This is a genomic window from Flavobacteriales bacterium (genome assembly GCA_016715895.1).
In the GTDB taxonomy this organism is placed as follows: domain Bacteria; phylum Bacteroidota; class Bacteroidia; order Flavobacteriales_F; family PHOS-HE28; genus PHOS-HE28.
In genome coordinates this window covers 1,130,684-1,156,810 of the sequence record JADJXH010000003.1, presented here as the reverse complement: position 1 = coordinate 1,156,810, position 26,127 = coordinate 1,130,684, and the positions used below count along the sequence as shown (strand labels likewise).

Here is a 26,127-nt window from a genome sequence, read left to right as displayed (position 1 = left end):
CCCTGGGCCGGGCCTTTCCCGGTGCGCTTGCCGGTGATGACCGGCCCGCCGACAAAGCCGTCTGACCGGTATATCTGGCCGTGATCCCGGCGCGCCGCGCCCGTCCCCTACACCTACCCTTGTGGTGCGAAGCGTCCCCTCCGGGGGGCATTCTGGTGGGTGGACCGTCCTTGGGCACAGCCTGGGCGGTCCACTGCCGTTGTGGACGACCGGTCGCTCTGCTTGTCGCGCACGGATGACCGGTGACGCGATCAGGTGTGCATCCCACGCATTGCCGCGTACCATAGGACGGCGATCCACGATCTTCGGACATGCGCAGATCCCTCCTGATCGCGGCCTTGGCGATGCACGGACAGGCGGGGACCGCGCAGTTCTTCACCAACTACGGTCCGTCCGACGGCCTGCTCGATCCGGGTGTCACCTGCGTGTTGAAGGACCGTACGGGTCACCTCTGGCTGGGCACCCAGCAGGGCCTGTACCGCTATGATGGCGGACGGTTCAAGGCGTACCACTACGACCCCGCCGACAGCTCCAGCCTGCCGCATGACCATGTGGAGCGCATCGCGGAGGGAGCCGACGGACGCATCTGGATCACCTCGGGCAATGGAGGTCTCACGATGTACGATCCGGTGCGCGACCGCTTCCTCACCTGGCGGCAGCTGACCGGGCGGGCGGACCCCGGCGCCGGGCTGCCCACGCGTGCCGTGCATTGCCACGGCTCCGATTCCATCTTCGTCGGTGTCTTCGGGGAAGGGATCCGGCTCTATCGGCCGAGCGAGGGTTCCTGCACACGGATCCCATGCGTGACCGACGGCCCGGAGGGCACGGCGATCTCCATCGTACCGTGGCCCGGTCATCCCAACGAGCTCCTTGTGCTGTTGGGCGACCGGGCGCTGGTGCTGGAACTACGCACCGTGCGCACCCGGCCTTTTGAACTCCGCATTCCCGGGTGTGCACCTCGACAGGTGATCATGACCGCGATCGAACCCGTCGGCCCCGACCAGATCTGGGTGTGCACCTGGGGTGACGGACTCCTGGCCTGCGATCCACGAAGCGGCGAATGCGTGCGGCATCTGCCGGATCAGACACCACCGCTCACGCGGGCGAAGAACATCATCAGTGATGTGCTGCCCGGTACGCCGCTGGGCATGCTGGTGGGCACCGAGCGTGGACTGATGCGCTTCGATCCAGGCACCGGACGGTTCAGGCCGTTCCAGGCGGATCCCACGGACCCCCACGCGCTGCCCGAGGACGGGATCAGGGACCTGCTTGTGGATGACGCCGGCATCGTCTGGATCGCCCGCGCACATGGGCTCTCCGAATGGGACCCCGCTCAGGACGTCTTCGCCACCCGGCGCATCATGAACCGCATCGAGCGCTCCATGCCCGTTCCACGCATTACCGGGGTGGCCGAGCTCGATGGCCTCCTGGTGGTCGGGACGAGCAATGGGGACGGTCTGCTCAGCGGGCAGGACGACGGCCTGCATTCTGCGCATCCCCATCCACATCTGGCACCGGAGGGCTTTGGGGCCGTGCAGATCACCGGTCTGATGCGGATGCGTTCAGGAACGGTCATCGCCACCACGAGCGCCGGGCTCCATGCCGTGGGAAGGGGAGGAGCGGAATTGCGGGCATTACCGGTCACGCTTCCGCCGTCGACGGCGGGGCCGTTGTCCCATCTGGAGGACCATGAAGGTCAGTGGTGGTTCGGGTACCAGCGCACCGGGGTCACGGTGGTTGATCCCGTGCATGGCACAATGCAGCGGTTCACGGAGGACGGCCCGGTCGAACGCCGGCTCTCCTCGAGCGTGTGGTGCCAGGGGCTTGCGGAAGACCGTGCGGGCCGCATCTGGGTGAGCGCGTACGAAGTAGGGGTCGACCGCATCAGTACCGATCGGCGCACCGTGGAGCACTTCCGCGCCAGCGAGCATCCATGGCTGCGCACCGCACGCATCTGGGACCTTGTCGTTGATCATCACGACCGGTTGTGGCTGGGCACCAACGGTCGGGGCATCGTCATCACACCGGCCAATGACCCGGGTGGGCCGGGCACGATCCAGCTGATGGGAGGCACCTCGGGCGTGCCGGCGATGGTCTCCACCCTGTTCACGGACCGGGATGGCCTCATTTGGGCCGGTGGCCCTTCCGGGCTGTATCGCATCGATCCCGGATCGCTGGAGGCGAAACGCTTCGATCGCTCCGATGGGCTGCGCGGTACGGACTTCCATCATGCCGACATCCGTCAACACCCCAGTGGTCGCATCACCATCGCCGCCCACCGCGGCGAGCTCATCATCGTCGATCCGGAAAAGCTCGATTCGGACCCCGGCCCTTTCGGCGTCACCGTTCGCGACCTTCTCATCCATGGCCATGGATGGCGAACGGATACGGCCCTCGACCGCATCCAGCGCATCGAACTTGGGCCTGACCAGAACTTCATCGAACTGGGTTACGGCGCCATCGCCTTCTCCCGCCGGACGAGGATCAGGCTCGCTCATCAGCTCGTCGGTATCGACCCGGCCCCGGTCGTCACGGGAGCGGACGGTCGTGCCGTGTACACGAGCCTTCCTCCCGGCGCGCATCGCTTGCTCATCACCGATGCCGGTCGCCCGGCGGACCACCGGGGTCCCCTGCGCGAGCTCACCATCCACGTGCGACCGCACCCCTGGCAGACCTGGTGGTTCAAGCTGGCGACGGTACTTGCAGTGGTCGGCCTGCTCGTCGTCTTGTGGCGATGGCGTACGGGGGTGATCCGTGACCGGGAGCGGCTGCGCGCCGACCTGCAACGACGCCTCGCCGGCATGGAGATGCAGGCCCTGCGGTCGCAGATGAACCCGCATTTCCTGTTCAACAGCCTCAACTCCATCAACCGCTACATCGTGGAGAACGAGCCCGAAAAGGCATCGGAATACCTCACCAAGTTCGCGCGGTTGATGCGCAGCGTGCTGGCGAACAGCAAGGAGCAGCTCGTGCCGTTGAAGGATGAGCTCGACGCCCTGCGTCTCTACATCGAGATGGAATCCCTGCGCTTCAAGCACGCGTTCACGTATGCGGCGCACGTCGAGATCGATGAGGATATTTCCCGGGTGATGATCCCGCCGATGCTGCTGCAACCATATGTGGAGAACGCCATCTGGCACGGGCTCATGCATCGTCGGGTGCCGGGCGGTCACCTGTCCATCACCGTGCGTCGCGCCGATGAGGCGATGGAAGTGCTGATCGAGGACAACGGCGTGGGGCGCAAGGCGGCCGAGGCGATGAAGAGCCGGTCGGCCACGGGGCATCGCTCCATGGGCATGCGCATCACGCGCGAACGACTGGACCTTGTGCGGGGCCTTCACGACATGGATGCGGATGTGCGCATCACCGACCTCTATGACCTTCATCAACGGCCGGAAGGCACACGCGTCGTCATCCGGCTAAGCCAAAGGAAGAAATGAGCGACCACCCGATCCGCGCCGTCCTCGTCGATGATGAGGAGCACTGCACCGTCACTCTCCGATGGATGCTGGAGAAGTACTGCCCGAAGGTCCGCGTCGAGGCCGTCTTCAACGAACCCACGGAGGCGCTGAAGCACCTCAAGGAGCACGGCACCGACCTGCTCTTCCTCGACATCCAGATGCCGGTGATGAACGCGTTCGACCTGCTCCAGGGCCTGGGCGATCATGCCTGTCATGTGATCTTCACCACGGCCTACGATGAGTTCGCCATGAAGGCCATCAAGCACAACGCGCTCGACTATCTGCTGAAGCCGGTGGAGAAGGGCGAGCTGATCAGCGCGGTGGCCAAGGTGGAGCATGCCGCAGGCAAGGGGGGCGCGCAGGACCGGCTCGGCGAGCTGCTCCGGCAGATGGCCCCGCAGCGGGCCGCCCGCATTGCGATCCCCACGCGGGAGGGGCTGGAGATGCTGGCGCTGGACCGCATCGCCTACGCCACGGCCGACGACAACTACACCGTGCTGCATCTCACCGATGGCGCACGCGTGCTGGTGTCGCGCACTCTGAAGGATGTGGAGCGCGACCTTCCGGCGGACCGCTTTGTGCGCATCCATCTCTCGCATGTGGTCGCCATCGATCGGGTGGTGCGTTACGTGCGGGGTGCCGGTGGATACGTCGTCCTCGCCGGCGGCGAGGAACTTCCCGTTTCCCGCTCCAGGAAGGAGGAGCTGCTCCAGGTGCTTGGCGCACGCTAGTGGATGCGCGAGGAGGCCGGTCGGTGGCCTCCTGCCGGAAGCTCCCATCCCGGTCCACAGGTGTTGTTCGGACGGCAGCGGACCAGGGAAGCGCCGGGTCCATTGCGGGCCACGACCGCCGACGGGTCCGTGATCCGCGGTCAGTGCCTCGATCGGGCGATGCAGCGGCTCGATCGCATTGGGAATGCCAGCGGGCGTGAAGCAGCTTGCGCCCACCTGCCGATCGACCATGGGACCACGTTCCGGAACCCTTCTGGCCGCCCTTCTGGCGGCGCCCCTTGCGACCGGCGCACAAAGCCTGGCCCCGAGGGTGGTGGCCACTGCGGGCGCTTCGGTGGTCGCAGGCCCCGTTCAGGTGGCGTGGACCGTGGGTGAGCCCGCCGTCACCATAGGCCAGGCGGGGACCATGATCCTCACCCAGGGATTCCACCAGCCCGGGCTGGTGCGGCTGCGCCTCGGCATGCGGGCCTTCCTCCAGGGACCCTACAACACCGGGACCGGCAGGATGAACGATGGCCTGCGGGTGAACGGATGGGTGCCGCTGATCGAGCCCTATACCGGCCTGGGCTATGCACCGATCGGAGGTGGGGGCGAGGCGATCGTACCCGCCGTGCTGGCCACCCCTGGACCCGATGCCATCATCGACTGGGTCTTCCTGGAGCTCCGGGACAAGGCGGATCACACCACGGTGCTCCATAGCCGCTCAGCGCTCCTGCAGGCCGACGGCGACATCGTGGACACCGACGGCAGTTCGCCCGTGTCCTTTCCCATGCCGGCGGATGAGTACTTCATCGCGGTGCATCATCGCAACCACCTCGCGGTGCTCACCCTGTCGGCCATCGCGCTCAGTGCTTCGCCCGTGGCCGTGGATCTGACGAACGGCAGCACGGCCACCTACGGGATGGATGCCCAGCGTGTGCTGGCCGGTGTGCGCATGCTCTGGAGCGGTGATGTGACCGGCGATGGTGTGATCAAGTACGCCGGCGCGGGGAACGATCGCGATCCCATCCTGGTGGCCATCGGTGGGGCCGTCCCCACGGCGACGACCACCGGCTACCTGTCGACCGATGTGAACCTGGACGGGATCATCAAATACGCGGGTGCGGAGAACGACAGGGACCCCATCCTCCAGAACATCGGAGGAGTCCTGCCCACCGGTATCCGCAACGCCCAATTGCCATGACGATGCACCTGCCCATCGCCCGAACCTTCCGGTCCTTCACCTGTGCTGTGCTCCCGTGGCTCGCATTCCTTGGGCCCATCTGGCTTCCCTTCCCGGTCGATGCGCAACCCTGCCTCACGATCGAATGGGATGTGACCATCGGTGGCAGCGATGTGGATCTGGTCGAAAGCGGGATCGTCCTTCCGGACGGCAGCTACCTCCTGGTCGGCTCCACCAGTTCGCCGCTGAGTGGCGAGGTATCGGAAGCGGGCTATGGGCTGAGCGATGGCTGGGCGGTCCACCTGGCATCGGATGGAACCCTTCTCTGGGAGCGCCGCTATGGCGGATCGTGGCGGGACGCGTTCATGGACGTGGCGCTTACCGATGACGGGGGCTTCCTCTTCTGCGGGTTCACGGCCAGCCCCATGTCGGGCCTGGTAAGCCAGCCTTCCTTCGGCGTCGATGATCTCTGGGCCGTGCGGACCGACGCCTTGGGCAATGTCCTTTGGGACCGCCGCTTCGGTGGAACGCTCGTCGATGAAGGGGTGGCGGTGATCGCACGCACGGACGGCAGCTTCCTGCTCGCCGGGAACTCCGAGTCCCCGGTGAGCGGCAACAAGACCGCCGCGCCGCGTGGGGGATACGATTACTGGGTCGTCGCCATCGACGGTGCCGGTACGAAGCTCTGGGATGCCGGGTTCGGTGGGTCATTGAGCGAGCGCCTTCATGGCATGGCCAGCGCGGCTTCCGGAGGCGCAGCGATCACGGGCACCTCGTATTCCGGCCCATCCGGGGATATCGCCGAGGTGCGACGCGGGACGAACGATGTGTGGTCGCTCCGGTTCGATGCCACAGGCAACAAGCTCTGGGAGAAACGGCTCGGCGGCAGTACCCAGACCATTCCGAACGCCGGTATCCTGAACGTTGGCGGCGATCATTTCATCGCAGGATATGCCTTCGGCGCGGCGGGTCACGACCTCTTCTGGCCGAGCCTCGGGGTTGGCGATGCGTTCGGTCTTTGGATCTCCGGAGGCAGCGGCGTGCTCAACTTCGAGACGCGTGCCGGAGGGAGCGATGTCGACGATGCCCGAAGCATCGCGGCGATCGACCCGGCCAGCTTCATCTCGGATATCGCCATCGCCGGTGTGACCAACTCGCCGGTGAGCGGCACCATCACCGGTATTCCGCGCGGCCACTACGACTACTGGCTCTCGATCCAGACCGTGAACAACGCGGTGGTGGACGAGTTCCGCTGCGGCACCGACCAGTGGGACGAAGTGCGCAAGGTGCTCATCACCCCCGATGGCGGTTACCTGCTCGCGGGCATCAGCGGCGCTGACGCAGGCTGGGACAAGACGCACGACAGCCGCGGAGGCGACTTCGACCTGTGGATCGTGAAGGTCCACCCGAGTGGCGGTGCCTGGTGGTACGCCGATGCGGATGGCGATGGCTTCGGGTCGCCATCCGTGTCGGTCTTCGCATGTGATCCACCACCGGGCCATGTGCGCAACGACCGCGACTGCGATGATACCGATCCGCTCAAGTTCGTTGGTGCGCCCTGCACGGGTCCCGGCGGCGCACCTGATGTGCTCGGCCCGGATTGCGTGTGTGGCAGTGTGGTGGGCGGTGTATCCCTACCCGTGGTCATGGGCCTGCAAGGGCCGATGGATGCCTTCACCGGGCTGATGGACGATGGGTTGCGGCTCGGCGGATGGCTCCCTGCCTGGGAGCCATACTCCCAGATGGGCTTCACGGTCACGGAGAACCCGGGTGCCCAGATGGACCCGGCCGTCCTGCAGGTCGGCGGCTCCGCTGCCATTGTGGATCATGTGCTCGTGGAGCTCCGGGACCCGCAGTCCCCCGGATCGGTCCTCGCCTCGCGGGTGGGGCTCTTACGCCGCGATGGGCTGGTCGTGCAGTTCGATGGGACGACCCCCTTCGCCATGGATGCCCTGCCGGGCTGGTACCATGTCGCCGTTCGGCATCGCCACCATCTGGGGGTGATGACGGCGTTCCCGGTGGAGATCGGATCCCAGACACCGCCCGCCGCCCTCGCGTTCACGTCGCCGAACCTGCCGGTCCACGGAGCGGAGGCCATGGTCGCTGTGGGGGGCGTCATGTGCCTGTGGGCGGGGGATGCGAACGCGGATGGCGTGGTGAAGTACGCCGGTTCCGGGAATGACAGGGACCTCATCCTGCTGGAGATCGGCGGCACGGTGCCCACGGCCACCACGAACGGCTACCTCGCGACCGACCTGGACATGGACGGCGTCACCAAGTACACCGGTTCGGGCAACGACCGCGATCGGATCCTCTTGAACATCGGCGGGGCCGTGGCCACCAGCACGCGCACCGCACAACTCCCCTGACCATGTCACCTCTTGGATCGATCCTCATCCGTTTGGCCGGACCGGCGCTGGCCATCGCCCTTGTTGCACCGGTGTGCGCCCAGGCCCCCTTCAGCACGAACTACCAGGCGGTGGTGCGTGACGCCCTCGGGGAGCCGTTGGCCTCCACTGCGGTCACCGTGCGCTTCACCGTCCGCACCGGCTCGATCGGTGGTACCATCGCGTATCGCGAGACGCACGCCCTCACCACCAATGCGTTCGGCCTGATCACGGCCGGTATCGGTGAGGGCTCGCCGGTCGTTGGGTCCTACGCGGCGGTCACCTGGAGCGCGTCCGATCAGTACCTGCAAGTGGAGGTGGATGCCGGGACCGGTTACGTGGACCTGGGTACCACACGGCTCAACTCCGTGCCCTACAGCCTGCATGCGCGCACCACCGACAAGGCGTTGAGCCTTGCGGATGCGGACAACGACACCAAGGTCCAGGTGGAGGAGAGCCCGGATGAGGACATCATCCGCTTCGATGTGGCCGGCACGGAGCGCTTCCGCATGCGCGCAGGCAGATTGGAGGTGGCGAACACGGGCGGCTCGGTCTTCATGGGCAACGGTGCCGGCGCCAATGACGACCTGAGCAACAATTTCAACACGCTCATTGGCGAAAGCAGCGGCGCCGCCCTTACCACCGGGGCGAACAACACGGCCTTGGGCTACAACTCCCTGCTGGCATCCACGACCGGAAGCTTCAACACGGCCATCGGCATGCGCGCCATGGAGCTGGGCAGCGGCGGGCAGGACAATACCGCCGTGGGTCAGGCGAGCCTGCGCAGCAACACCGGGCATAGCAACACGGCTGTCGGTTCCGCGGCCATGGTCAACAACAGCTCGGGCTATCTCAATCTCGGCGTCGGGTTCCATGCCCTGATCCTCAACACCACAGGGGCGCAGAACACGGCCGTAGGCGCCAATGCGCTGGAAGCCAACACGACCGGTAAGTACAACACCGGCCTCGGATGTGAGGCGCTTGCCAACAACACCAATGCGGATGGCAACGCGGCCCTTGGCTTCCAGGCCCTGCGGGCGAACACCACCGGTGCCAGCAACCTGGCGGCAGGATTCTCCGCGCTTGGGGCGAATTCCACCGGGGGGAACAATTCCGCGCTCGGTGCCAACGCGATGCGCTTCAATACGACCGGTTCCCAGAACTGCGCCCTCGGTGTCTCCGCCTTGAAAGAGAACACGGGCGGTGGGAACAACGTGGCCGTGGGCGGCCGTGCCATGGAGGGCAACGCCAGCGTGGGCCAGTGCACGGCCGTGGGCGCGTACGCCATGTTCGCGAGCAACGGCGGCTCCTTCAGCACCGCGCTGGGTTACGAGAGCCTTTACAGCAATGCTGGTGTTGACAATGTGGCGCTGGGACGCTCCTCGTTGCGCACGAACTCGAGCGGCATACAGAATACGGCCGCTGGGAGCAACGCGCTCTTGGACAACACCACCGGGAACTTCAACTCCGCCGTCGGCTACGGCGCGCTGGCCAATAATACCAATGGCCTGCGCAACGCCGCGCTGGGCCATAGCACCCTGGACGCCAACACCACCGGTGGCAGCAATACCGCTGTGGGCGCTTTCGCCCTCGAGGACAATACCACGGCGAGCAACAACACCGGCCTGGGCTACAGCGCCAATTCCAATGCGGGCAACTTCACCAACAGCACCGGCGTGGGCTACGATTCGGAGCCCAATGCGAGCAACAAGGTGCAGCTCGGCAACCCCACCGTGTCGGTGATCGGTGGCTACGCGAACTGGAGCAACCTGAGCGATGGCCGCTTCAAGTCCGATGTGCGGGAGAACGTGGCCGGGCTGGACTTCGTGCTGAAACTGCGCCCTGTGACCTACCATCTGGACATGGAAGCGCTGGCCGGGTTCCAGGGCACACCGCAGGAGCTGCGGCTGCCCGAGGCCGAGGCGTTGAAGGCGGCAGAGCTGCAGGTGGGCTTCGTGGCGCAGGAGGTGGAGCAGGCCGCCCGCTCCATCGGCTTTGAGTTCCATGGTGTCGACAGGCCGCAGCATGCCGGTGCGCACTACGGTCTGCGCTATGCCGAGTTCGTTCCCCCGCTCGTGAAGGCCATACAGGAACAGCACGCGCTGATCCAGGCCTTGCAAGCGGAACTGGAAGTGCTCAAGGCGCTGGTGGGCCAACCACACGCGGATACACGGTGAGGATGCGGTCGGGAACGGGTCCGTGCGATCGCCTCGATCCAACCCGCCAGTCCATGGACCATGGCGTTTTCGATCACCAAAGGGCTTGTGCTCACCACCGGCCGGACCGTTGACGCTGTCCCCGGGGCAGCCTGTGCTCGTCGTTCGCCACAACGGGCCTTGGTGCGGCTGGCCGTGAGCGCAGGAGCCGTGACGACCCTGCCGACGATCGAACTGCACCCCGGGCTCTACCTGATCCATCGGCCCGGCAGTGGGCTGACCCCGGTGCGCTTCGTGAAGGAGTAGGCCCCGGCGCCTCGTCGTCCGCCCCGTACTTTCGCGGCCGCCATGGCCACCAAGCCGTCCATCCCCAAGGGCACCCGCGACTTCGGTCCGCAGGAGATGCTGCGCCGCAAATACATCTTCAGCACCATCGAACGGGTCTTCCAGAAGTACGGCTTCCTGCCGCTGGAGACGCCGGCGATGGAGCATCTGGAGACGTTGACCGGCAAGTACGGCGAGGAAGGGGATCGGTTGATCTTCAAGGTGCTGAAGCGCGGCGCCGAGCTGGAGCGCGCGCTGGCGGATCCGAGCAAGGGCTTCGCGGATGAAGCGCTCCGCTACGACCTCACCGTGCCCTTCGCGCGCTACGTGGTGCAACACCAGAACGAGCTCAGCTTCCCCTTCAAGCGCTACCAGATCCAACCCGTGTGGCGGGCGGACCGCCCGCAGAAGGGCCGCTACCGCGAGTTCTACCAGTGTGATGCGGACATGATCGGCAGCACCAGTTTGCTGAACGAGGTGGAACTGGTGATGCTGCTGGACGAGGCGTTCACCGCGCTCGGCCTGCAGGTGACGATCAAGCTGAACAACCGCAAGGTGCTCAGCGGCCTCGCCGAGGTGAGCGGCCAGCCGGACTACGTGGTGGACATGGTGACCGCCATCGACAAGCTCGACAAGATCGGGCGCGAGAAGGTGGAGCAGGAAATGCGAGAGCACGGGATCAAGGACGATGCGATCGCACGCATTGCGCCGCTGTTCGAGCTGAAGGGCACCTGGAAGGAGCAACGTCCGCAGCTGGAGCAATGGCTGTCCGCAAGCGCGGTCGCACAGGAGGGCTTGAAGGAGCTCTCGTTCGTGTTCGACACCGTGGGTGCCTTAAAGAGCGCGGCGTTCGAGTTCGATCCCACGCTGGCCCGCGGCCTCGACTACTACACCGGCGCCATCTTCGAGGTGAAGGCCAACGAAGGCACGCTCCAGAGCAGCATCTCCGGCGGCGGCCGCTACGACGACCTCACCGGCGTGTTCGGCCTGAAGGGCATGAGCGGCGTCGGCATCAGCTTCGGCGCCGACCGCATCTACGACGTGCTGCTCGAAACGAACAAGTTCCCCGCGGAGCTCGGGGGCAGCACGAGATTGCTCTTCGCCAACTTCGGCGAGGCCGAGGGCCTGCACTGCCTGAAGCTGCTGCGCGCGGTGCGCGATGCGGGCATCGCCGCCGAGCTCTACCCGGACAAGGCCAAGATGGCGAAGCAGTTCAAGTACGCCGACGACAAGGGCATCCCGTATGTGGCCATCCTCGGCGAGAACGAGTTGAAGCAGGGCCTCATCACCGTGAAGGACATGAAGAGCGGCGAGCAGAAGGCCGTGAACCAGAACGACCTCGTCCATGCCATCCAACACGCGTAAAGCCCCCTCCGGCATGCACGCCATCGGCACCCTCGGCCTCAAGCTCGACGAGCTCGACGTGATCGTATCCGAGCGCCGGCCCATCGCGCTCACCAGGGACGCGGTGGCGGCGGTGAAGCGCAGCCACGCCTACCTCCTGGACCGTCTGAAGAAGAGCGACGCACCGATCTATGGCGTCAACACCGGATTCGGCTCGCTGTACGACAGGTCCATTGCGAAGAAGGACCTGGTGCAGCTCCAGAGGAACCTGGTGATGAGCCACGCCTGCGGCAGCGGCGAGCCCGTGCCCGCCGAGATCGTGCGGGCCATGCTGGTGCTCAAGGTGCAGAACATGGCCTTCGGCCACAGCGCCGTGGCGCTCGCCACCGTGCAGCGGCTGGTCGACATGCACAACGCCGACGTGTTGCCGGTGGTGTATGAACGCGGCTCGCTCGGCGCCTCGGGCGACCTGGCCCCGCTGGCGCACCTCAGCCTGCCGCTGCTCGGCCTCGGCGAGGTGCTGTGGAAGGGCAAGCGCATGCCCGCTTCCAAGGCCTTGAAGGCGCTCGGGTGGAAGCCGCTGGAGCTGGGTCCCAAGGAAGGCCTCGCCCTGCTGAACGGCACGCAGTTCATGAACAGCTATGCCGCGCTGCTGTCCCTGCGCATGGCGCGGCTGGCCGACCTCGCCGACCTGATCGCCGCCGTGAGCCTCGACGCCTTCGACGGCCGCGTCGAGCCCTTCCACGCCTCGGTGCACGCCGTGCGCCCCCATCCCGGGCAGGCCGTGGTGGCCGCCCGCATGCGCCGTCTGCTGGAAGGCAGCCAGCTGATCCTGCGCCGCAAGGCCCATGTGCAGGACCCGTACTCCTTCCGCTGCATCCCGCAGGTGCACGGCGCCAGCCGTGATGCCCTCGCCTACGTGGAGCGCGTGGTGGAGCGCGAGCTCGAGGCCGTCACCGACAATCCCACGGTGTTCGATGACGATGACCTGGTGATCAGCGCGGGCAACTTCCACGGCCAGCCGCTGGCCCTCGCGCTCGACTTCCTGGCCATCGCCGCAGCGGAGCTGGGCAGCATCAGTGAGCGGCGGCTGTACAAGCTCATCAGCGGCCAGCGCGGGTTGCCGGCCTTTTTGGTGGCCCGGCCGGGCCTTAACAGCGGCTTCATGATCGCGCAGTACACCGCCGCCTCGCTGGTGAGCGCCAACAAGCAGCGGTGCATGCCCAACAGCGTGGACACCATCGACAGCAGCAACGGGCAGGAGGACCATGTGAGCATGGGCGCCGCCGCGGCCGTGAAGACGTGGGCCGTGGTGCAGGACGTGGAACGCATCCTCGCCATCGAGCTGTTCGCCGCCGCGCAGGCGCTGGAGTTCCGCCGGCCGGCCCGCAGTTCCGAGGTGGTGGAGTCCTTCGTGGCCGACTTCCGCGGGCAGGTGCCCTTCCTGAAGGTGGACGGCGTGATGCACGACCACATGGAGGCTGCGCTGGCCTTTGTTCGGACGTGTGACCTGGGGTGATGGACGTCCACCTCATCCCGGGCCTCGGTGCGGACCATCGGCTGTTCGCGAAGCTTCGGCTTCCGGGCCACCACCTGATCGCCCACGACTGGCCGGTGATGCCGAAGGCCAGCACCCTGGCGGATTTCGCGTCGGCGCTGGCGGCCCGGGTCGACGCGGGACGCCCACATGCCCTGGTGGGCGTGAGCATGGGGGGCATGGTGGCCCAGGAGCTGGCGGCGTTGACGAGCCCTGGTCGCGTGGTGATCATCTCCAGCTGGAAAGGGCCGCACGAGATGCCCGCGCCGATCAAGGCGCTGCGCGGCACGCATCCCGAGAAGCTGCTCTCCCGGGCCTTCATTCAGCGCACGAAACCCTTCCTGCGCTGGCAGATGGGCGCCGATACGCCGGAGGATGTCGCGCTGCTGGATGCGTTGCTGGAGGTGCACACCGTGGCGCAGTTGCACGTGCAGGTGGACGCGGTGCTCCGGTGGAACGGTCCTCCGCGGCCGGTGCCGGGCCTGGTGCATCTGCACGGCGACCGGGACCACCTGATGCCGTTGGGGCCCATCCGCGATGCGGTGGTGGTGAAGGGCGGCGGGCACCTGATGGTGCACACCCTGGCGCCCACGATCTCGGCCCTGGTGCAACGCGCGCTGGCCGGTGAGGCGCTCAGTTCCGGCCCAGCTTGAAATTGATCGGCAGCACATAGAAGACGGAAACGACCTTGCCTCCGTGCCGCCCGGGCTTCCACTTGGGCATGCGCTTCACCACCCGCACGGCCTCGGCATCGAGCGACCGGCTCACCCCGCTGATCACGCGCACCTCGCCCACGCGGCCCTCCTCGTCCACCACAAAGCCCACCAGCACACGCCCTTCACGCCCGGCCGTGCGGTCGATCTCCGGATAGTCCACCCACCGGCCCAGGTCGCGGTACAAGGCGTCCATGCCGCCGGGGTACTCCGGCACCTCCTCCACGGCCATCATGCCCATCGGCCCGGTGGTGGCGGTGCCGCCATCCGTTCCGCTGCCCCCATCGCCGCCGGTGGGGCCGGCCAGCGAGGTGCTGTCCGTGATCGACCCCGTGGTGCCCGCGCCCGTGGATGACGTGGTGCTGGTGTCCATGGGCGCGGCGGCGCTGCTGTCCACGGCGATCGGCACGAAGCCCTGGCCCTGGCTGCGCGGGGCTTTGGCGCTGCGGCGTTGTGCCTGGGGCTGAGGAGCTGTGGGCTTGGTGGCCTGCGCCGTGAACTTGTCCAGTTCCACGATGATGCCGGTCTGCCGGGGGGCAGCCACGCCAAGGCTGGACGGAGCGAAGAGGCGCGGCAGCCCCAGGATAAGTCCGACGATGGCGATCGTGGTGAGCAGGGCGATGGCCATCACGCGCTGATGGTCACGGCGCAGCTGGTAGGCGCCGTAGGCTTGATGCCGTCCGGCGAAGACCAGGTCGTTGCGGGCGGGGGAGAGCACATCGCTCCATCCGTCGGCGTGGAGCAGCAGGGCAAGGACGGCAATGAAGGCGAGGAGCAGCAGGGTCCACATGGCGCAGGGGTTTGTGCGGGGAACGGTCCGCGTTCAGCTCCCCGTACACGCGGATCCGCCGATCCGTTCGATCGATATACGGGTCCGGCCGGCCTTGGTGCGCCACGGATCGATCCCGACCCTGCCGTGGATCACACACCGACCCGGTCCGACGGGCCGTTCACTGCTTGGGGAAACGGACGACGGATGATCCGTCGATGGTCCGGATCGTCACCAGGAACATCCCGGCCGGGAGCCCGTTCAGCTCGAGCGCGCAGGCGTGCGGGCCGATCATGCGCACATCCGACCGCAGCAGCTGACCTGCCGGATCCCGAAGCTGCACCGCCACAATGGGGCTACGCGCCGTGATCGTGAGCGTTTCCTGAGCGGGGATCGGATGGGCGGAAACCCCGGCCTTGTCCAGATCCTGCACCGCGACCGTGCCATTGACCGTCAGCCCGACGTTGTCGAACCGGACGGTACCGCCCACGCTGTTGCCCAAGGCATGTCCGGCAAGGGCCAGCACCAAGGGCTCGCCTGCAGGTAATCCCGTCACCGTGAAGTTCGCCGTGCGGAGCGCCCAAGGGCCGGCGTTGACCCCTCCACCCTGGTTGGGCAGCGGGTTGAACACGCCGAACGCGTCGAACCAACCGAACAGGTGCAGGCTCGACATCAGCGCGGCCTCATTGGGGTCGATGGGGCTGCCTTGGTGCCAGTAGCTCAGGAACAGATCATCGCCATTGACGACCGATGGAAGCTCCTGGTGGATGTACGGCTCAACGCTGTTCAGCACGTAGCAGGTCTCAGTCGGCGTGAGCATGGGCATCTGCACGCTGTACTGCCCACCTCCGGGCGGAACATCCGTGCTCACCGCCGTGGATGAGGGGCAGGTGCTGGTCCAGTGCTGAAGCTGCGCCTCGAAGTCCCCGTTCAGCACCTGGCCGAAGCCGAGCAGGCAGCAGAACTGGGCCATGGCCGTGAAGAGCGCCTTCATGGGACAGGTTTGCCGATAGGACGGAACAGGCCGGTTCAGGTTGCCCTTCGCATCTTCGTCCCATGGAGGACCTCTTCACCGTCGGCGCGCTCGTCAGCCTGATCACCCTCACCGTGCTGGAGGTGGTGCTGGGCATCGACAACGTCATCTTCGTCAGCATCATCCTAGGGCGCATGCCCCAAGGGAAGCGGCTCACTGGCCGCCGCATCTGGATGGTGGGCGGCATCCTGCTGCGGTCGGTCCTGCTGCTCGGTATCGGCTGGCTGGTGCACAACGGCGAACGGACGCTCTTCTCCGTGCTGGGCTATCCGTTCAACCTGCGCAACTGCATCATGTTCTTCGGCGGGCTCTTCCTGCTCTACAAGGCGGTGAAGGAGATCCACCACAAGCTGGAAGGGGAGGATGTGGACGCTGCGGCCAGGGCGAAGCCCGCTTCGTTCGGCGCCCTGATGGCGCAGATCCTGCTGGTGGACGCCGTGTTCTCCTTCGACAGCATCGTCACCGCCATCGGCCTGGCCCAGCATGTGGAGATCATGATCGCCGCCGTGGTGATCGCGATGATCGTGATGTTCTTCTTCGCCAACGGCATCAGCGGCTTCATCGAGAAGCATCCGTCGCTGAAGATGCTGGCGCTCTCCTTCCTGGTGTTGGTGGGCTTCATGCTCTTCTTCGAGGGCCTGGAGCCGGTGCACCACAGCGAGATCCCCAAGGGCTACGCCTACGCGGCCATGGCCTTCAGCTTCATCGTGGAACTGCTCAACATGCGGTACCGGAAGCGGGTGGTGAAGCTCAATCGATGACGAGGAGTGGCGAGTAGCGAGTGGTGAGTGGCGAGTGCTGAGTGGTGAGTGACGAGCGGGCATCCCCGCAGATCACTCGCCACTCACCACTCGGGGTGTCAGCCTTGTGCGCAGGCACTCGCCACTCACCGCGCTACTGCGCCCCCGCGAGCACGTACTGAACGATCTCGGAACCAGCACCTTCACGGTCCGCGAGCGCGTGGGACGTTGTAGCCTCGACCGGACCGGTCCTACTCGAAGACCACCCGCCCAACGGCCGCCACTTTACCGTCCGCCTGACGGGCCACCACGAGGTAGAGTCCGTTGGCCAGGCCCTCCCGGTCGAGCTGCAGTTCGCGTTGGCCCGGGGCGCAGCGAAGTGCACGGACACGGTGGCCTCTGGCGTCCAGCAGGTCCAGTCGATGCGCGCGTTCAGTGCCCAGCACGATCCGGCAGCCGGCCGTGGCCGGATGAGGGACGATGAGCAAGCGTGGCACCTCGGCTGTGGTCGATGCCATTCCGGTGGACGTGATCGGATAGGCGCGCATCTGGTTGGGGAGGCCCAGCCAGGTGGTGTCCCCGTCGAGATAGAAGCCGTGATGCACGTAGTTGCATGCCGGGGCGGGCAGGTCCGGCGCGTTGATTACGCCCAGGTGCTGGGCATAGGAAACAGCGCAATAGATCCGACCGTCGATGCCCAACGCGAGATTGCCCTGCACGCCGAGACAGGGTCCTGGCGGTCTGGGTGCTTCGTACACCAACGTTCTGGACGCCTGAATGGTGGCCGAATCACCGGAAGATACGTCATACTGCCACAGCCGTGATGCGACGGTGGCATCGCACACGTAGGTGCTGGTATAAAGGAATTGCCCGGACGGGGAGATCTCCAAACCGCCATATCCCGGGCCACCGATCGTTTTGAACGCCGTTATCTCACCGGTGGAGCGGTTGAAGTCCATTTGATGCAGCGAACAATCGCTCGTCCAGTTCGAGTAGGGCTTGACCAGATACAACCGCTCACCGCTGGGTGAGGGTCGGAGCATGCCCATTGGCTGATAGAAGGATGGCGGTATGGCAGAGCCCGCTTCACTGACCACAGGCACGGTGGAAAGCCCATCGGTATCGAGATGATAGGCTAAGAACAGCGGAGCATTCAGGTGGTGCAGGATCACCCAAATGCCTGTTCCAGCGGAATCAAGAACAGCTGTGATGTATGCCCCGGTGCTGTCAGCCAGCACCATGTTCTTCTCCACCACCGCGCCACTCCCGCCGAACGCATTCATATCGATCCGATGGTAGTACGTCGCGGTGATCGTATCGTTCGGATTCCAGGGATAGGGTTGGATCAAGTAGTACTGTCCGGGGTGGCCGGGCCAGGGCAGGATCATGTTGGACTGAGGTTTGCTTGTGAACGGGCTTTTATACAGGCCATCGCCGTTCACCAGCATTTGGTGCTGAGCATTCCGGATACGTTGGTCATCCGAATAGAACACAAGCTCCCCCGACTCCGAACTGATCACCGCAACGTCCCGACCAATCGACGTACTGCCTTGCAGCACCGTGGGCGGGGCCGTCATGAAGTCCAGGCCCGTGTTGATATTGAATAACCAAGTTGCGTTCTGGTTCTGCGCCGTGCTGAACAGTGAAATACTGGCAAGCAGGCCGATCATTATGTGTTTCATGAGAATGAGTTGGCTGAATTATTCACTGAAACGAGCACTTTTACAATTTCCTTTTCCATTTATCGGTGTTCCTGTATTGCATAGATCTTGATTAGAAAAGTTCCAACTACAAGGGTCTGATCCAGAGTAAATGATCAGCGCAGTGGGATCGCTTGTATCCTCCTTGAAGGTGTAGTAGCAGAACAGATGACCGGCCGGTACGGTGAAGGAATAGGTGACCGAGTTCCCTGCAGTGGCAAGGGTGCAAGGCAGGTTGTAGGGGGAAGTGCAGTTGTCCGCGGTCTGGTCGACGTAGGCGCAGATCTTGATGTCACAACCAGTGAGGTTGCTGAAGCTGATGGAGTAGGACGTCTGCGCGGAGCCTGATCGGGTGAGGAGCGCTGCGCACGCCACGTGGACCAAGAGAAGCGCCGTTCGGACCGAATTTCTTACCGCCGGGGGGGGGGGGAGGTGTGTCATGGCAGAATAGGGGTTGATCCTTCTGTGAAGGTAATCGGATCGCACGACACACAGCTCGATCTCGACCTTCATGAACATAGGCGGCGCTACTGCGCTCCCGCGAACACGTACTGCACGATGTTGGCCCCCATCTGCAGCGCCTTCGTGCGCATCGCCTCGCTGTCGCCGTGCACATCGGGGTCCTCCCAGCCGTCGCCCAGGTCGCATTCCAGGTCGTAGAAGCAGACCAGCCGCCCATCCCAGATGAGGCCGAGGCCCACCGGCGGCTTGTCGTCGTGCTCGTGCACCTTGGGCAGGCCCGCGGCGAAGTCGTAGCGCTGGTGATAGATGGGGTGGGCGAAGGGCAGGGCCACGAACTCGAGCTCCGGGAACACGCGCTTCATCATGGGGCGGATGAAGGGGTCCATGCCGTAATTGTCGCTGATGTGCAGGAAGCCGCCGCCAATGAGGTAGTTGCGCAGGTTCTCCGCCTCGGCGGGGCTGAACACCACGTTGCCGTGCCCGGTCATGTGCACCAGCGGATGGTTGAACAGGTCGCTGGACCCCACCTCCACGGTGGGCACGTCGGGGTTCATGCGTGTGCCGAGGTTGGCGTTGCAGAAGCGCACCAGGTTGGGCAGGCTGGTGGGGTTGGCGTACCAGTCGCCGCCGCCGTTGTACTTCAGCAAGGCGATGGAGTAGGTGCTCTGGGCCCTCGCCCCGGAAAGGACCGCCATCAGCAACACCAGCAGGACCGACCGCAGGATCATGGGCGCAAGTTACCGCCGCTGACGCGCCAGGCTCATCCAGGTGCAGGCGGCCAGGGCGGCCGTTTCGGTGCGCAGGCGGGCGGCGCCCAAGCCCACCGTCCGTAACCCGGCGTCCAGCAGCATCCGCAGCTCCGCCTCGGTCCAGTCACCCTCCGGGCCTACCAGCACCAGCGCGTCCTCCGCCGGTGCGAAGACGTTCATCAGGGGGGCGGGGTCGCCGAAGGCGTGGGCCACGAAGCGTTGGCCCTGCGGTGCCTGCTGAAGCAATGCGTCCAGCGTCGTCAGGTCGTCGATGCGCGGCAGCCACGCGCGGCGGCTCTGCTTCATGGCGCTCACCGCCACGCGCCGCAGCCGGTCCATGCGCAGGTGCCCGCGTTCGGTGCGCGCGGTGGCCAGCGGTGTGATGCGCTCCACGCCCACCTCCACGGCCTTCTCCACGAACCACTCGAAGCGCTCAGCCTGCTTGGTGGGGGCCACGGCCAAGTGGAGCGTGGTGGGCGGCGGAGGATGTGTGCGTCGATCGCCGATGCGCACGTGAACCTCTTGTCGCCCGATGAGGCGTAGGATCCCGTCCGCCTCCAGTCCGGCGCCATCCACCAGCTCCACGGCATCGCCGTCGCGCAGGCGCAGCACGCGCAACGCATGCGCGGCCTCCTCCTCGGGCAGGGCGACCTCGGCGGCGTGAAGGCCGGTGCAGTGGAAGCGGTGCATCAGGGCAGGTGGGGGCGGGTGCGTTCGCGCCACCAAAGGAAGGCCAGCGCGGTGATGAGCGTCACCCCGAACAGCGCGGACGAGCCGGCGGGGGACAGACCGAAGGACACGGGGACCTGCATGTCCGTCCACGCGCCTTCCTGCAGCGCGGGCCACAGCCGATCGCGCAGCGGGTGCTTCACCTCGGTGGGGAAGGAGTACCACACGGTGCACTTGGCGGCCACGGCGACGAGCAGGCCGAACGCACCGGTGAGGGCCACCGGCCCGCGCAGCCAGCGGTGCTCGGCCACCAGCGGCATCCAGCGCCAGGCGAGCAGCACGGCCGCCGCGCTGAGATGCCGCGGTCCCAGGGCCCAGCCGCCCCACCACATGCGGTAGCTGGCGATCACCAGCAGCAGGGCGAGCAGGGCGGGGAGCACCGGGTCGTACCGCCAGGAGCGGTCGCGCCGCACGCTGAGGGCCCACGCCAAGAGCCCCACCAGCAGCACCGGCATGTACACGAAGAGGCCGCGGTACCCGCTGAAGGTGAGCCCCCACAGCGCGGTCAGCGAGGGCAGGGCCAGTCCATAGCTGTCGTGCATGAACGTGTAGTGCGCCTCGTGCTCGTAGCCGATGCTGAACGGGGAGCCGGTGAGGAAGGTGTTGTAGAGCAGCAGCAGCGCCACCGCGGGCAGCCCACCGGCGATGAAGCGCAGGCTGGAGCGGAACCGTGCGGGCCACGGGCCATCGCCCCACAGGGGACGCAGCACCCACCACACGGCCAGCACCGCCAGCGGGTATTCGCACAGCACCGCGCACCCGGTCCACAGGCCGGCCTGCAGCGGACGACCGTCCTCCACCGCCATCAGCGCCAGCAAAGCGAAGAGCGTGCCGAGCAGGTGGGCGTTGAAGCTGCCGCTGTACACGAACAGGAAGGAGCCGAGGAAGGGCAGGGTGGCCAGCAGGGCGGGGGAGGGCGCTGTTGCCTGGCGCCGGAGCCGCATCCAGCACAGGGTGATGATCAGCGCCAGCGGAAGGCTGCCGCAGAGCAGCCCGCCGAGCATCAGCAGCTGTGGCGTCAGCAGCCCGTCCGGTCCGGGCGACACAAGGCCCGCCGCCACCACCGCAGCATAGACCGGCGTCACCAGCAGGGCCGGCAGCGGCGCCTTGTCGCTGTAGTGACGCCCGTCGATCAGTGACTTGTCCTGGGTGTGCGTGTGGTAGGGGTCGATGCACAGGCTGTGGTGCTCCACCAGGGCGGCCACCATGGCGGCGCGGCTCATCGTGTTGTCGTTGGGCCCCCGGTCCAGGTGCCAGCAGCACAGCAGCAGCATGAGGAGCAGGAAGGGGAGCGGGCGCACTGGGGACGGGAAGGATGCGCAAGATGCGAAAGGGTGGGCAGCCTCTTCGCCCGGCGACTTGCCCATCTCGTCGGAATTCCTAGCTTTCCACACCCAATCGAACGCCATGCGTGGTCTCCTCCTCAGCCTATCCGGATGTCTTCTTGTGGTCGGCCTCAGCGCGCAATCCGTCAGGCCCCAGGTGATCGCAGGCGGCGGGGCCACCAACGCGCTTCCCAACGGCGGCACGCTGAAGTCCACCTTTGCTCAACCCGTGATCGGACCTGCGGGCTGGCCGAACACGGTGCTCACCCAGGGCTTTCACCAGCCTGACCCGGAACGGGTGGGCGTCCTGCCCAAGGTCTTCCTCGACGGCCCGCTCGTGTCCGGGCTGATGAACGACAACCTGCGCACCCTGCCGGGCTTCCCGCTGACGGAGCCGTACACGGGCCTGGGCTACACGCACATCGGTTCGGGCTTCGAGACCGTGAGCCCGAACGTGCTGGGCATCACCGGCAACAACGCCATCGTCGACTGGGTCTTCCTGGAGCTGCGCGCGGCCGGCGACAACACGGTGGTGAAGGCCACGGCCGTGGGCCTGGTGCAGCGCGATGGGGATGTGGTGGCGCCGGACGGAGTGACCCCGATCTCGTTCGTGGCGGTGCCTGACTTCTACTACCTCGTGGTGCGCCATCGCAACCACCTCGCGATCATGTCGGCCAACACCATCAGCCTCGGCCCGCTGGCGGTGCCGGTGAACTTCACCAACGGATCGGTGGCCACCTTTGGCGGCACGGCCGCGCAACGGCTCAATGGCGGCGTGCGTGCGATGTGGGCCGGGGATGTCACCGGCAACGGTCAGGTGAAGTACGCCGGTGGCTCCAATGATCGCGACCCCATCTTGGTGGCCATTGGCGGAGCGGTGCCCACGGCCACGGTCTCCGGGTACGCCGGCACCGATGTGAACCTCAACGGCGTGACCAAGTATGCCGGGTCGGCCAATGACCGCGATGCGATCCTCACCACCGTTGGTGGTACCGTGCCCACCGCCACGCGCACCACGTTCGTCCCCTGATCACCCAACCCTTCCTACACCCCACACGATCATGAACCTCCGTTCAACCTTGCTCGCCTTCGCGGTCGCCGTGATGGGCGCTCTTTCGGCGCAGCCCTTCACCCCGTACGGTTCGTTCAGCTATCAGGCCGTGGTGCGCGATGCGTTCGGCAACGCCCTCCCCAACCAGCTTGTCAATCTGCGCCTCGGTCTGGGGCCGTGCATCGGTGCGGTGACGTACTGGGAGACCCATCTGGTGACCACTGATGACATCGGGATGGTGAACCTCCGCGTGGGCCAGGGCGCTCCTGAGGTGGGTACGTTCGAGGGGTACGAGTGGTTCAGCAACTGCCCGCACCGGTTGGAGGTGCAGATCGACCTTTCGGGAGGAACGAGCTTCACCGCCCTTCCGCCCTCCACGATCAGCGCAACTCCCTATTCCATCATCTCGCGCTATTCCAGAACGATGATGGACAGCGCCTTGGTGGTCGACCTGTTCAACGACGTGTACGTGCATCCTGACTATCGCTTCGGTGTCGGGGTGGACAACCCCGTGAACAAGCTCGATGTGGAAGGATCGGCGGTGATCGGTGCGGCGTATTCGGGCACCAACACGGCACCTGCGAACGGGCTCCTCGTTCAGGGCAACGTGGGCATCGGCACCACCTCGCCGGGGGCCTTCCTTCTGCTGGTGAACGGCAGCGCGGCCAAACCGGGCGGTGGCAGCTGGTCCACCAGCTCGGACCTCCGGCTCAAGAAGAACGTGGCGCCGCTCACCGGTTCGCTCAACACCCTGTTGGGCCTGCGCGGCGTCACCTTCGAGTACAAGGACCCCGCCGCCATCCAAGAGCTGCCCGGTACCCGCATCGGCTTCATCGCCCAGGAGGTGGAGCAGGTGCTGCCGGACTGGGTGGAGGAGGTGGACGGCTACAAGCGGCTCACCATCCGCGGCTTCGAGGCGCTGACCGTGGAGGCCCTGCGCGAACTGAAGGCGGAGAACGCCGGCCTGCGCGCCGAAGTGGAGGCCCTCCGCGATCAACAGGCCCGTATGCTTGGTGCCCTGGAGCGCGCCGAGGCGCGGCTCGAGGCCATCGAGCATGGCACGGCTCCGGTGAAGGCCGAGCGCTGATCGGACCGCATCTGGCACCTGGATGGAGGCGGCTGCGGCCGCCTCCGTTCATTTCCGGCGGAAGTCCAACTTGTAAAAGTGGAAGTCGGGGCTGTGCAGGTCCACCTTGAAGCCGCTCACCTTGTGGTCCGCGTCGAAGGTGAAGGTGATGTACCCCGGCTCCAGGAACGGATCCGCGTGCTGCCATTGGAAGGTGTCGTAGTGCCAGTGCGCCAGCGCTCCGGTCAACAGGTCCTTCGCCGGCTGGAAGGTGAGCTGCAGTGCGCCGGTCACCTCGGTGATGGTGGCCTCTCCGTAGATCTTGTCCGTGTACGTACCCACGAAGCCGCTGAGCGGGAGCGAGGGCTTGGTCTTGGCCACACGCGCGGCCATCCGATCGGCGACGCGCTTGCTTTCGCGCTCCTTCCGTTTGGCGATCCGCGGCAGCATGTCGCCCACCGGGTCCGCCTTGCCCTCGCCCAGCCAGGCGTCGAGCAGCTTCTGCGTGGCGGCGAACACGCTGTAGCTCTCCCCGTTGCCCAGGGCGATCACCGCCAGGTCCTGGTCGGGCACCACCGCGTGGTTCAGGATGAAGCCGGGCATGCCGCCGCTGTGCGTGATCACCGCATGGCCGTTGAACTCCTCCAGGAACCAGCCCAGCCCGGCACCTTCCGTGCCCATGGGCAGGTGGCTGCTGGTGATGGTGCGGTAGCTGGCCTCGCTCAGGAACGGTTTCCCGTTCACCTTGCCCTCATCGGCCCACATGGCGTCCCACTTCGCGAGGTCCGCCACACAGCTGTTCACCCCACAGGCACCGTCGGCCCCGCGAAGCGGCTGGTAGGGCATGCTCTTCTGCGGGGCGGCGGGGTCCTGTCCCTTGCGCACGTGCGGCAGCGCCACGTCCGTGAAGCGGGCGAGATCGGCCGTCTCCACCACGGTCCGCGTCATGCCCAGCGGCCCGATGATCCGCGTGGTCAGGAACGCGTCCCAGGTCATGCCGCTCACCGACTCGATGAGCTGCGCCGCCGCGATGAACATCAGGTTGCTGTAACCGAACGCATCGCGGAAGGGGTGCGTGAAGGGCTCGTGCGCATGGCGCTCCAGGATCTGGCGCTGGTCGTAATCGGTGCCGTACCACAGCAGGTCGCCATCGAAGGTGATCCATCCACTGCGATGGCACAGCAGGTCCTTCACCAGCATGTGCTCGGTCACATAGGCGTCCGGCGTGCGGAACCAGGGCAGGTGCTTCACCACCGGGTCATTCCAGTCCACCTTGCCCTCGTCCACCAGCAGGCCCACGGCGCAGGCGGTGAAGGCCTTGCTGATGCTGGCCAGGTAGAAGATGCTGTTGGGCGTCACCGGATCGGCCTTGGCCAGGTCGAGCTTGCCGTAGCCCTTGCTCCACACCAGCTCACCGTCCTTCACCACGCCCACGGCCAGACCGGGCTGGTCGAACCGCTTCACGGCATCGGCGAGGTAGGCGTCCAACGCGGCGAGGTCGGGTTGGGCGCTGGCCAGTACGGTGCCCAGGGTGAAGGCGGCCACCAGGGCGCGGCGGGTCGGTGCTCGGTGCATCGCACAAGTCTATGGCTTCCGGCCGTTCCAACCACCCCCAGCGGGGCCGCCGGTGCACGGGTCCGCGGCGTTCACCTACCTTCGGGAAAAGCCATCCCATGCGCATCCTCCATGTGTTCGCCGCCTGGGCGCTCGTGCTGCCCCTCTGGGCCACCGCGCAGACCGGCCCGGTCATTTGGAACATCAAGGCCGTGCTGCCCAACGGGACCACGTTGGATGTGAAGGCCTTCGACCGATCGGGTCGCGTGTTGGACGTGAAGGCCCTCGAAGAGGACGATACGCATGTGATGGACGTGAAGGCGATGGACAACGGCGCGTTCCTACCGGTGAAGGTCATTGCGGGCGATGAGGCGATGCGGCCCGTGAAGGCGATCACTGCGAAGGGCGACGTGCTGGACGTGAAGGCCATCGGGCCCGACGGTCGCCGCCTGGATGTGAAAGGCGTGGCGCGAGCAGGGCACCTGGTCCACATCAAGGCCATCGGCGAGGACCGTGCGCTCTTCGCGGTGAAAGCCATCGCACCGGACGGCCGCATGCGCGACGTGAAGGGTCTGGAGCTTTCCGATGAGGAGGAGCGCGCGAACGGTGTGGCCATCGAGGCGCATGTCAAGGCCCTGCCGCACCCCACCGATCACGACAACGATCCCGTGTGGAACGTGAAGTGCGTGCAACCGGATGGGCACCTGCTCGGCATCAAGGCCATCGATGCGGCCGGTACGCTCCACGACGTGAAGGCCCTGCTGGCCAATGGGGACGCCACCGTGCTCGACATCCGCGCGCTGGTGAACGGCAGGGAGGTGCCGGTGAAGGTGCTGGCCACGCAGGAGTCACCGATGCCGGTGAAGGCCGTGCTGCCCGATGGCACCCTTCTGGATGTGAAGGCCGTGTCCGCTGATGGCACACGTCTGGCGGTGATGGCCGTGCGCCGCCTCGGCAACGTGTTCGACATCAAGGCGCTGGCCCCGGACGGGCGGGAGATGGGCGTGAAGGCCATCTCTCCCCACGGTCTTTTCTACGACGTGAAGGGGGTGAAGCTGAACGCGGACGACACGGAAGGCACGGTGAACGGCGTGGCGTTCCGCGCCCACGTGAAGGCGCTGCCCCAGCCGTGAA

The 26,127-nt window shown here is 66.1% G+C and carries 20 protein-coding genes; 13 read left to right on the top strand and 7 right to left on the bottom strand.

Annotated elements, in window-relative coordinates; genetic code table 11:
• Positions 1–311: 311 nt before the first annotated feature.
• The 9 genes from IPM49_05335 (at position 312) to IPM49_05295 (ending at position 13,755) form a co-directional block, all read left to right on the top strand.
• Positions 312–3,440 (top strand): histidine kinase, encoded by a 3,129-nt coding sequence (locus tag IPM49_05335; protein ID MBK9273950.1) that lies wholly within the window; start codon positions 312–314, stop codon positions 3,438–3,440.
• Positions 3,437–4,192: a response regulator transcription factor gene (locus IPM49_05330; GenBank protein ID MBK9273949.1), complete on the top strand. Its 756-nt coding sequence runs from the start codon at positions 3,437–3,439 to the stop codon at positions 4,190–4,192. The genes IPM49_05335 and IPM49_05330 overlap by 4 nt, the downstream gene beginning before the upstream one ends.
• A 229-nt stretch (positions 4,193–4,421) precedes the next feature.
• Positions 4,422–5,375: a hypothetical protein gene (locus IPM49_05325; GenBank protein ID MBK9273948.1), complete on the top strand. Its 954-nt coding sequence runs from the start codon at positions 4,422–4,424 to the stop codon at positions 5,373–5,375.
• Positions 5,372–7,723, top strand: a complete 2,352-nt coding sequence (locus IPM49_05320; GenBank protein MBK9273947.1) for a hypothetical protein — start codon at positions 5,372–5,374, stop codon at positions 7,721–7,723. Before IPM49_05325 ends, IPM49_05320 begins: the two co-directional genes overlap by 4 nt.
• Before the next feature lie 2 nt (positions 7,724–7,725).
• Positions 7,726–9,918, top strand: a complete 2,193-nt coding sequence (locus tag IPM49_05315; protein ID MBK9273946.1) for a tail fiber domain-containing protein — start codon at positions 7,726–7,728, stop codon at positions 9,916–9,918.
• Positions 9,919–9,978: 60 nt separating this feature from the next.
• Complete coding sequence (locus tag IPM49_05310; protein ID MBK9273945.1) at positions 9,979–10,203, top strand: hypothetical protein; 225 nt, start codon at positions 9,979–9,981, stop codon at positions 10,201–10,203.
• 42 nt (positions 10,204–10,245) lie between these two features.
• Entirely contained in the window at positions 10,246–11,586 is a 1,341-nt protein-coding gene (locus tag IPM49_05305) for a histidine--tRNA ligase (protein ID MBK9273944.1), read from the top strand.
• Between the two features lie 13 nt (positions 11,587–11,599).
• Entirely contained in the window at positions 11,600–13,084 is a 1,485-nt protein-coding gene (gene hutH, locus IPM49_05300) for a histidine ammonia-lyase (GenBank protein ID MBK9273943.1), read from the top strand.
• Positions 13,084–13,755, top strand: coding sequence for an alpha/beta hydrolase (locus IPM49_05295; protein MBK9273942.1), 672 nt, complete (start codon positions 13,084–13,086; stop codon positions 13,753–13,755). The genes hutH and IPM49_05295 overlap by 1 nt, the downstream gene beginning before the upstream one ends.
• On the opposite strand, the gene IPM49_05290 is transcribed toward IPM49_05295, so the two are convergent.
• Both IPM49_05290 and IPM49_05285 read right to left on the bottom strand, forming a co-directional pair.
• Positions 13,736–14,605 (bottom strand): energy transducer TonB, encoded by an 870-nt coding sequence (locus IPM49_05290; GenBank protein MBK9273941.1) that lies wholly within the window; start codon positions 14,603–14,605, stop codon positions 13,736–13,738. The two genes, IPM49_05295 and IPM49_05290, sit on opposite strands and share 20 nt — an antisense overlap.
• 160 nt (positions 14,606–14,765) lie before the next feature.
• Positions 14,766–15,578, bottom strand: coding sequence for a hypothetical protein (locus tag IPM49_05285; GenBank protein MBK9273940.1), 813 nt, complete (start codon positions 15,576–15,578; stop codon positions 14,766–14,768).
• Between the two features lie 62 nt (positions 15,579–15,640).
• Here IPM49_05285 and IPM49_05280 point away from each other — a divergent pair, with 62 nt between their 5' ends.
• On the top strand, positions 15,641–16,378 hold the full coding sequence (locus IPM49_05280; GenBank protein MBK9273939.1) for a TerC family protein: 738 nt from the start codon (positions 15,641–15,643) through the stop codon (positions 16,376–16,378).
• A gap of 230 nt (positions 16,379–16,608) precedes the next feature.
• On the opposite strand, the gene IPM49_05275 is transcribed toward IPM49_05280, so the two are convergent.
• The 4 genes from IPM49_05275 to IPM49_05260 form a co-directional block, all read right to left on the bottom strand.
• Entirely contained in the window at positions 16,609–18,027 is a 1,419-nt protein-coding gene (locus tag IPM49_05275; GenBank protein MBK9273938.1) for a hypothetical protein, read from the bottom strand.
• A gap of 557 nt (positions 18,028–18,584) precedes the next feature.
• Positions 18,585–19,247, bottom strand: coding sequence for a DUF4159 domain-containing protein (locus tag IPM49_05270; GenBank protein ID MBK9273937.1), 663 nt, complete (start codon positions 19,245–19,247; stop codon positions 18,585–18,587).
• Positions 19,248–19,256: 9 nt separating this feature from the next.
• On the bottom strand, positions 19,257–19,958 hold the full coding sequence (locus IPM49_05265; protein ID MBK9273936.1) for a 16S rRNA (uracil(1498)-N(3))-methyltransferase: 702 nt from the start codon (positions 19,956–19,958) through the stop codon (positions 19,257–19,259).
• Positions 19,958–21,298 (bottom strand): hypothetical protein, encoded by a 1,341-nt coding sequence (locus IPM49_05260; GenBank protein MBK9273935.1) that lies wholly within the window; start codon positions 21,296–21,298, stop codon positions 19,958–19,960. Before IPM49_05260 ends, IPM49_05265 begins: the two co-directional genes overlap by 1 nt.
• 106 nt (positions 21,299–21,404) lie before the next feature.
• Here IPM49_05260 and IPM49_05255 point away from each other — a divergent pair, with 106 nt between their 5' ends.
• Both IPM49_05255 and IPM49_05250 read left to right on the top strand, forming a co-directional pair.
• Positions 21,405–22,352, top strand: a complete 948-nt coding sequence (locus tag IPM49_05255) for a hypothetical protein (GenBank protein ID MBK9273934.1) — start codon at positions 21,405–21,407, stop codon at positions 22,350–22,352.
• 31 nt (positions 22,353–22,383) lie between these two features.
• Positions 22,384–23,460 (top strand): tail fiber domain-containing protein, encoded by a 1,077-nt coding sequence (locus IPM49_05250; protein ID MBK9273933.1) that lies wholly within the window; start codon positions 22,384–22,386, stop codon positions 23,458–23,460.
• Between the two features lie 48 nt (positions 23,461–23,508).
• Here IPM49_05250 and IPM49_05245 read toward each other — a convergent pair whose 3' ends face one another.
• A complete protein-coding gene (locus tag IPM49_05245) occupies positions 23,509–25,014 on the bottom strand; it encodes a serine hydrolase (GenBank protein ID MBK9273932.1) in 1,506 nt (501 codons plus the stop codon).
• Positions 25,015–25,112: 98 nt separating this feature from the next.
• Between IPM49_05245 and IPM49_05240 the strand changes: the two genes are divergently transcribed.
• Positions 25,113–26,126 (top strand): hypothetical protein, encoded by a 1,014-nt coding sequence (locus tag IPM49_05240; protein ID MBK9273931.1) that lies wholly within the window; start codon positions 25,113–25,115, stop codon positions 26,124–26,126.
• Position 26,127: the final 1 nt, after the last annotated feature.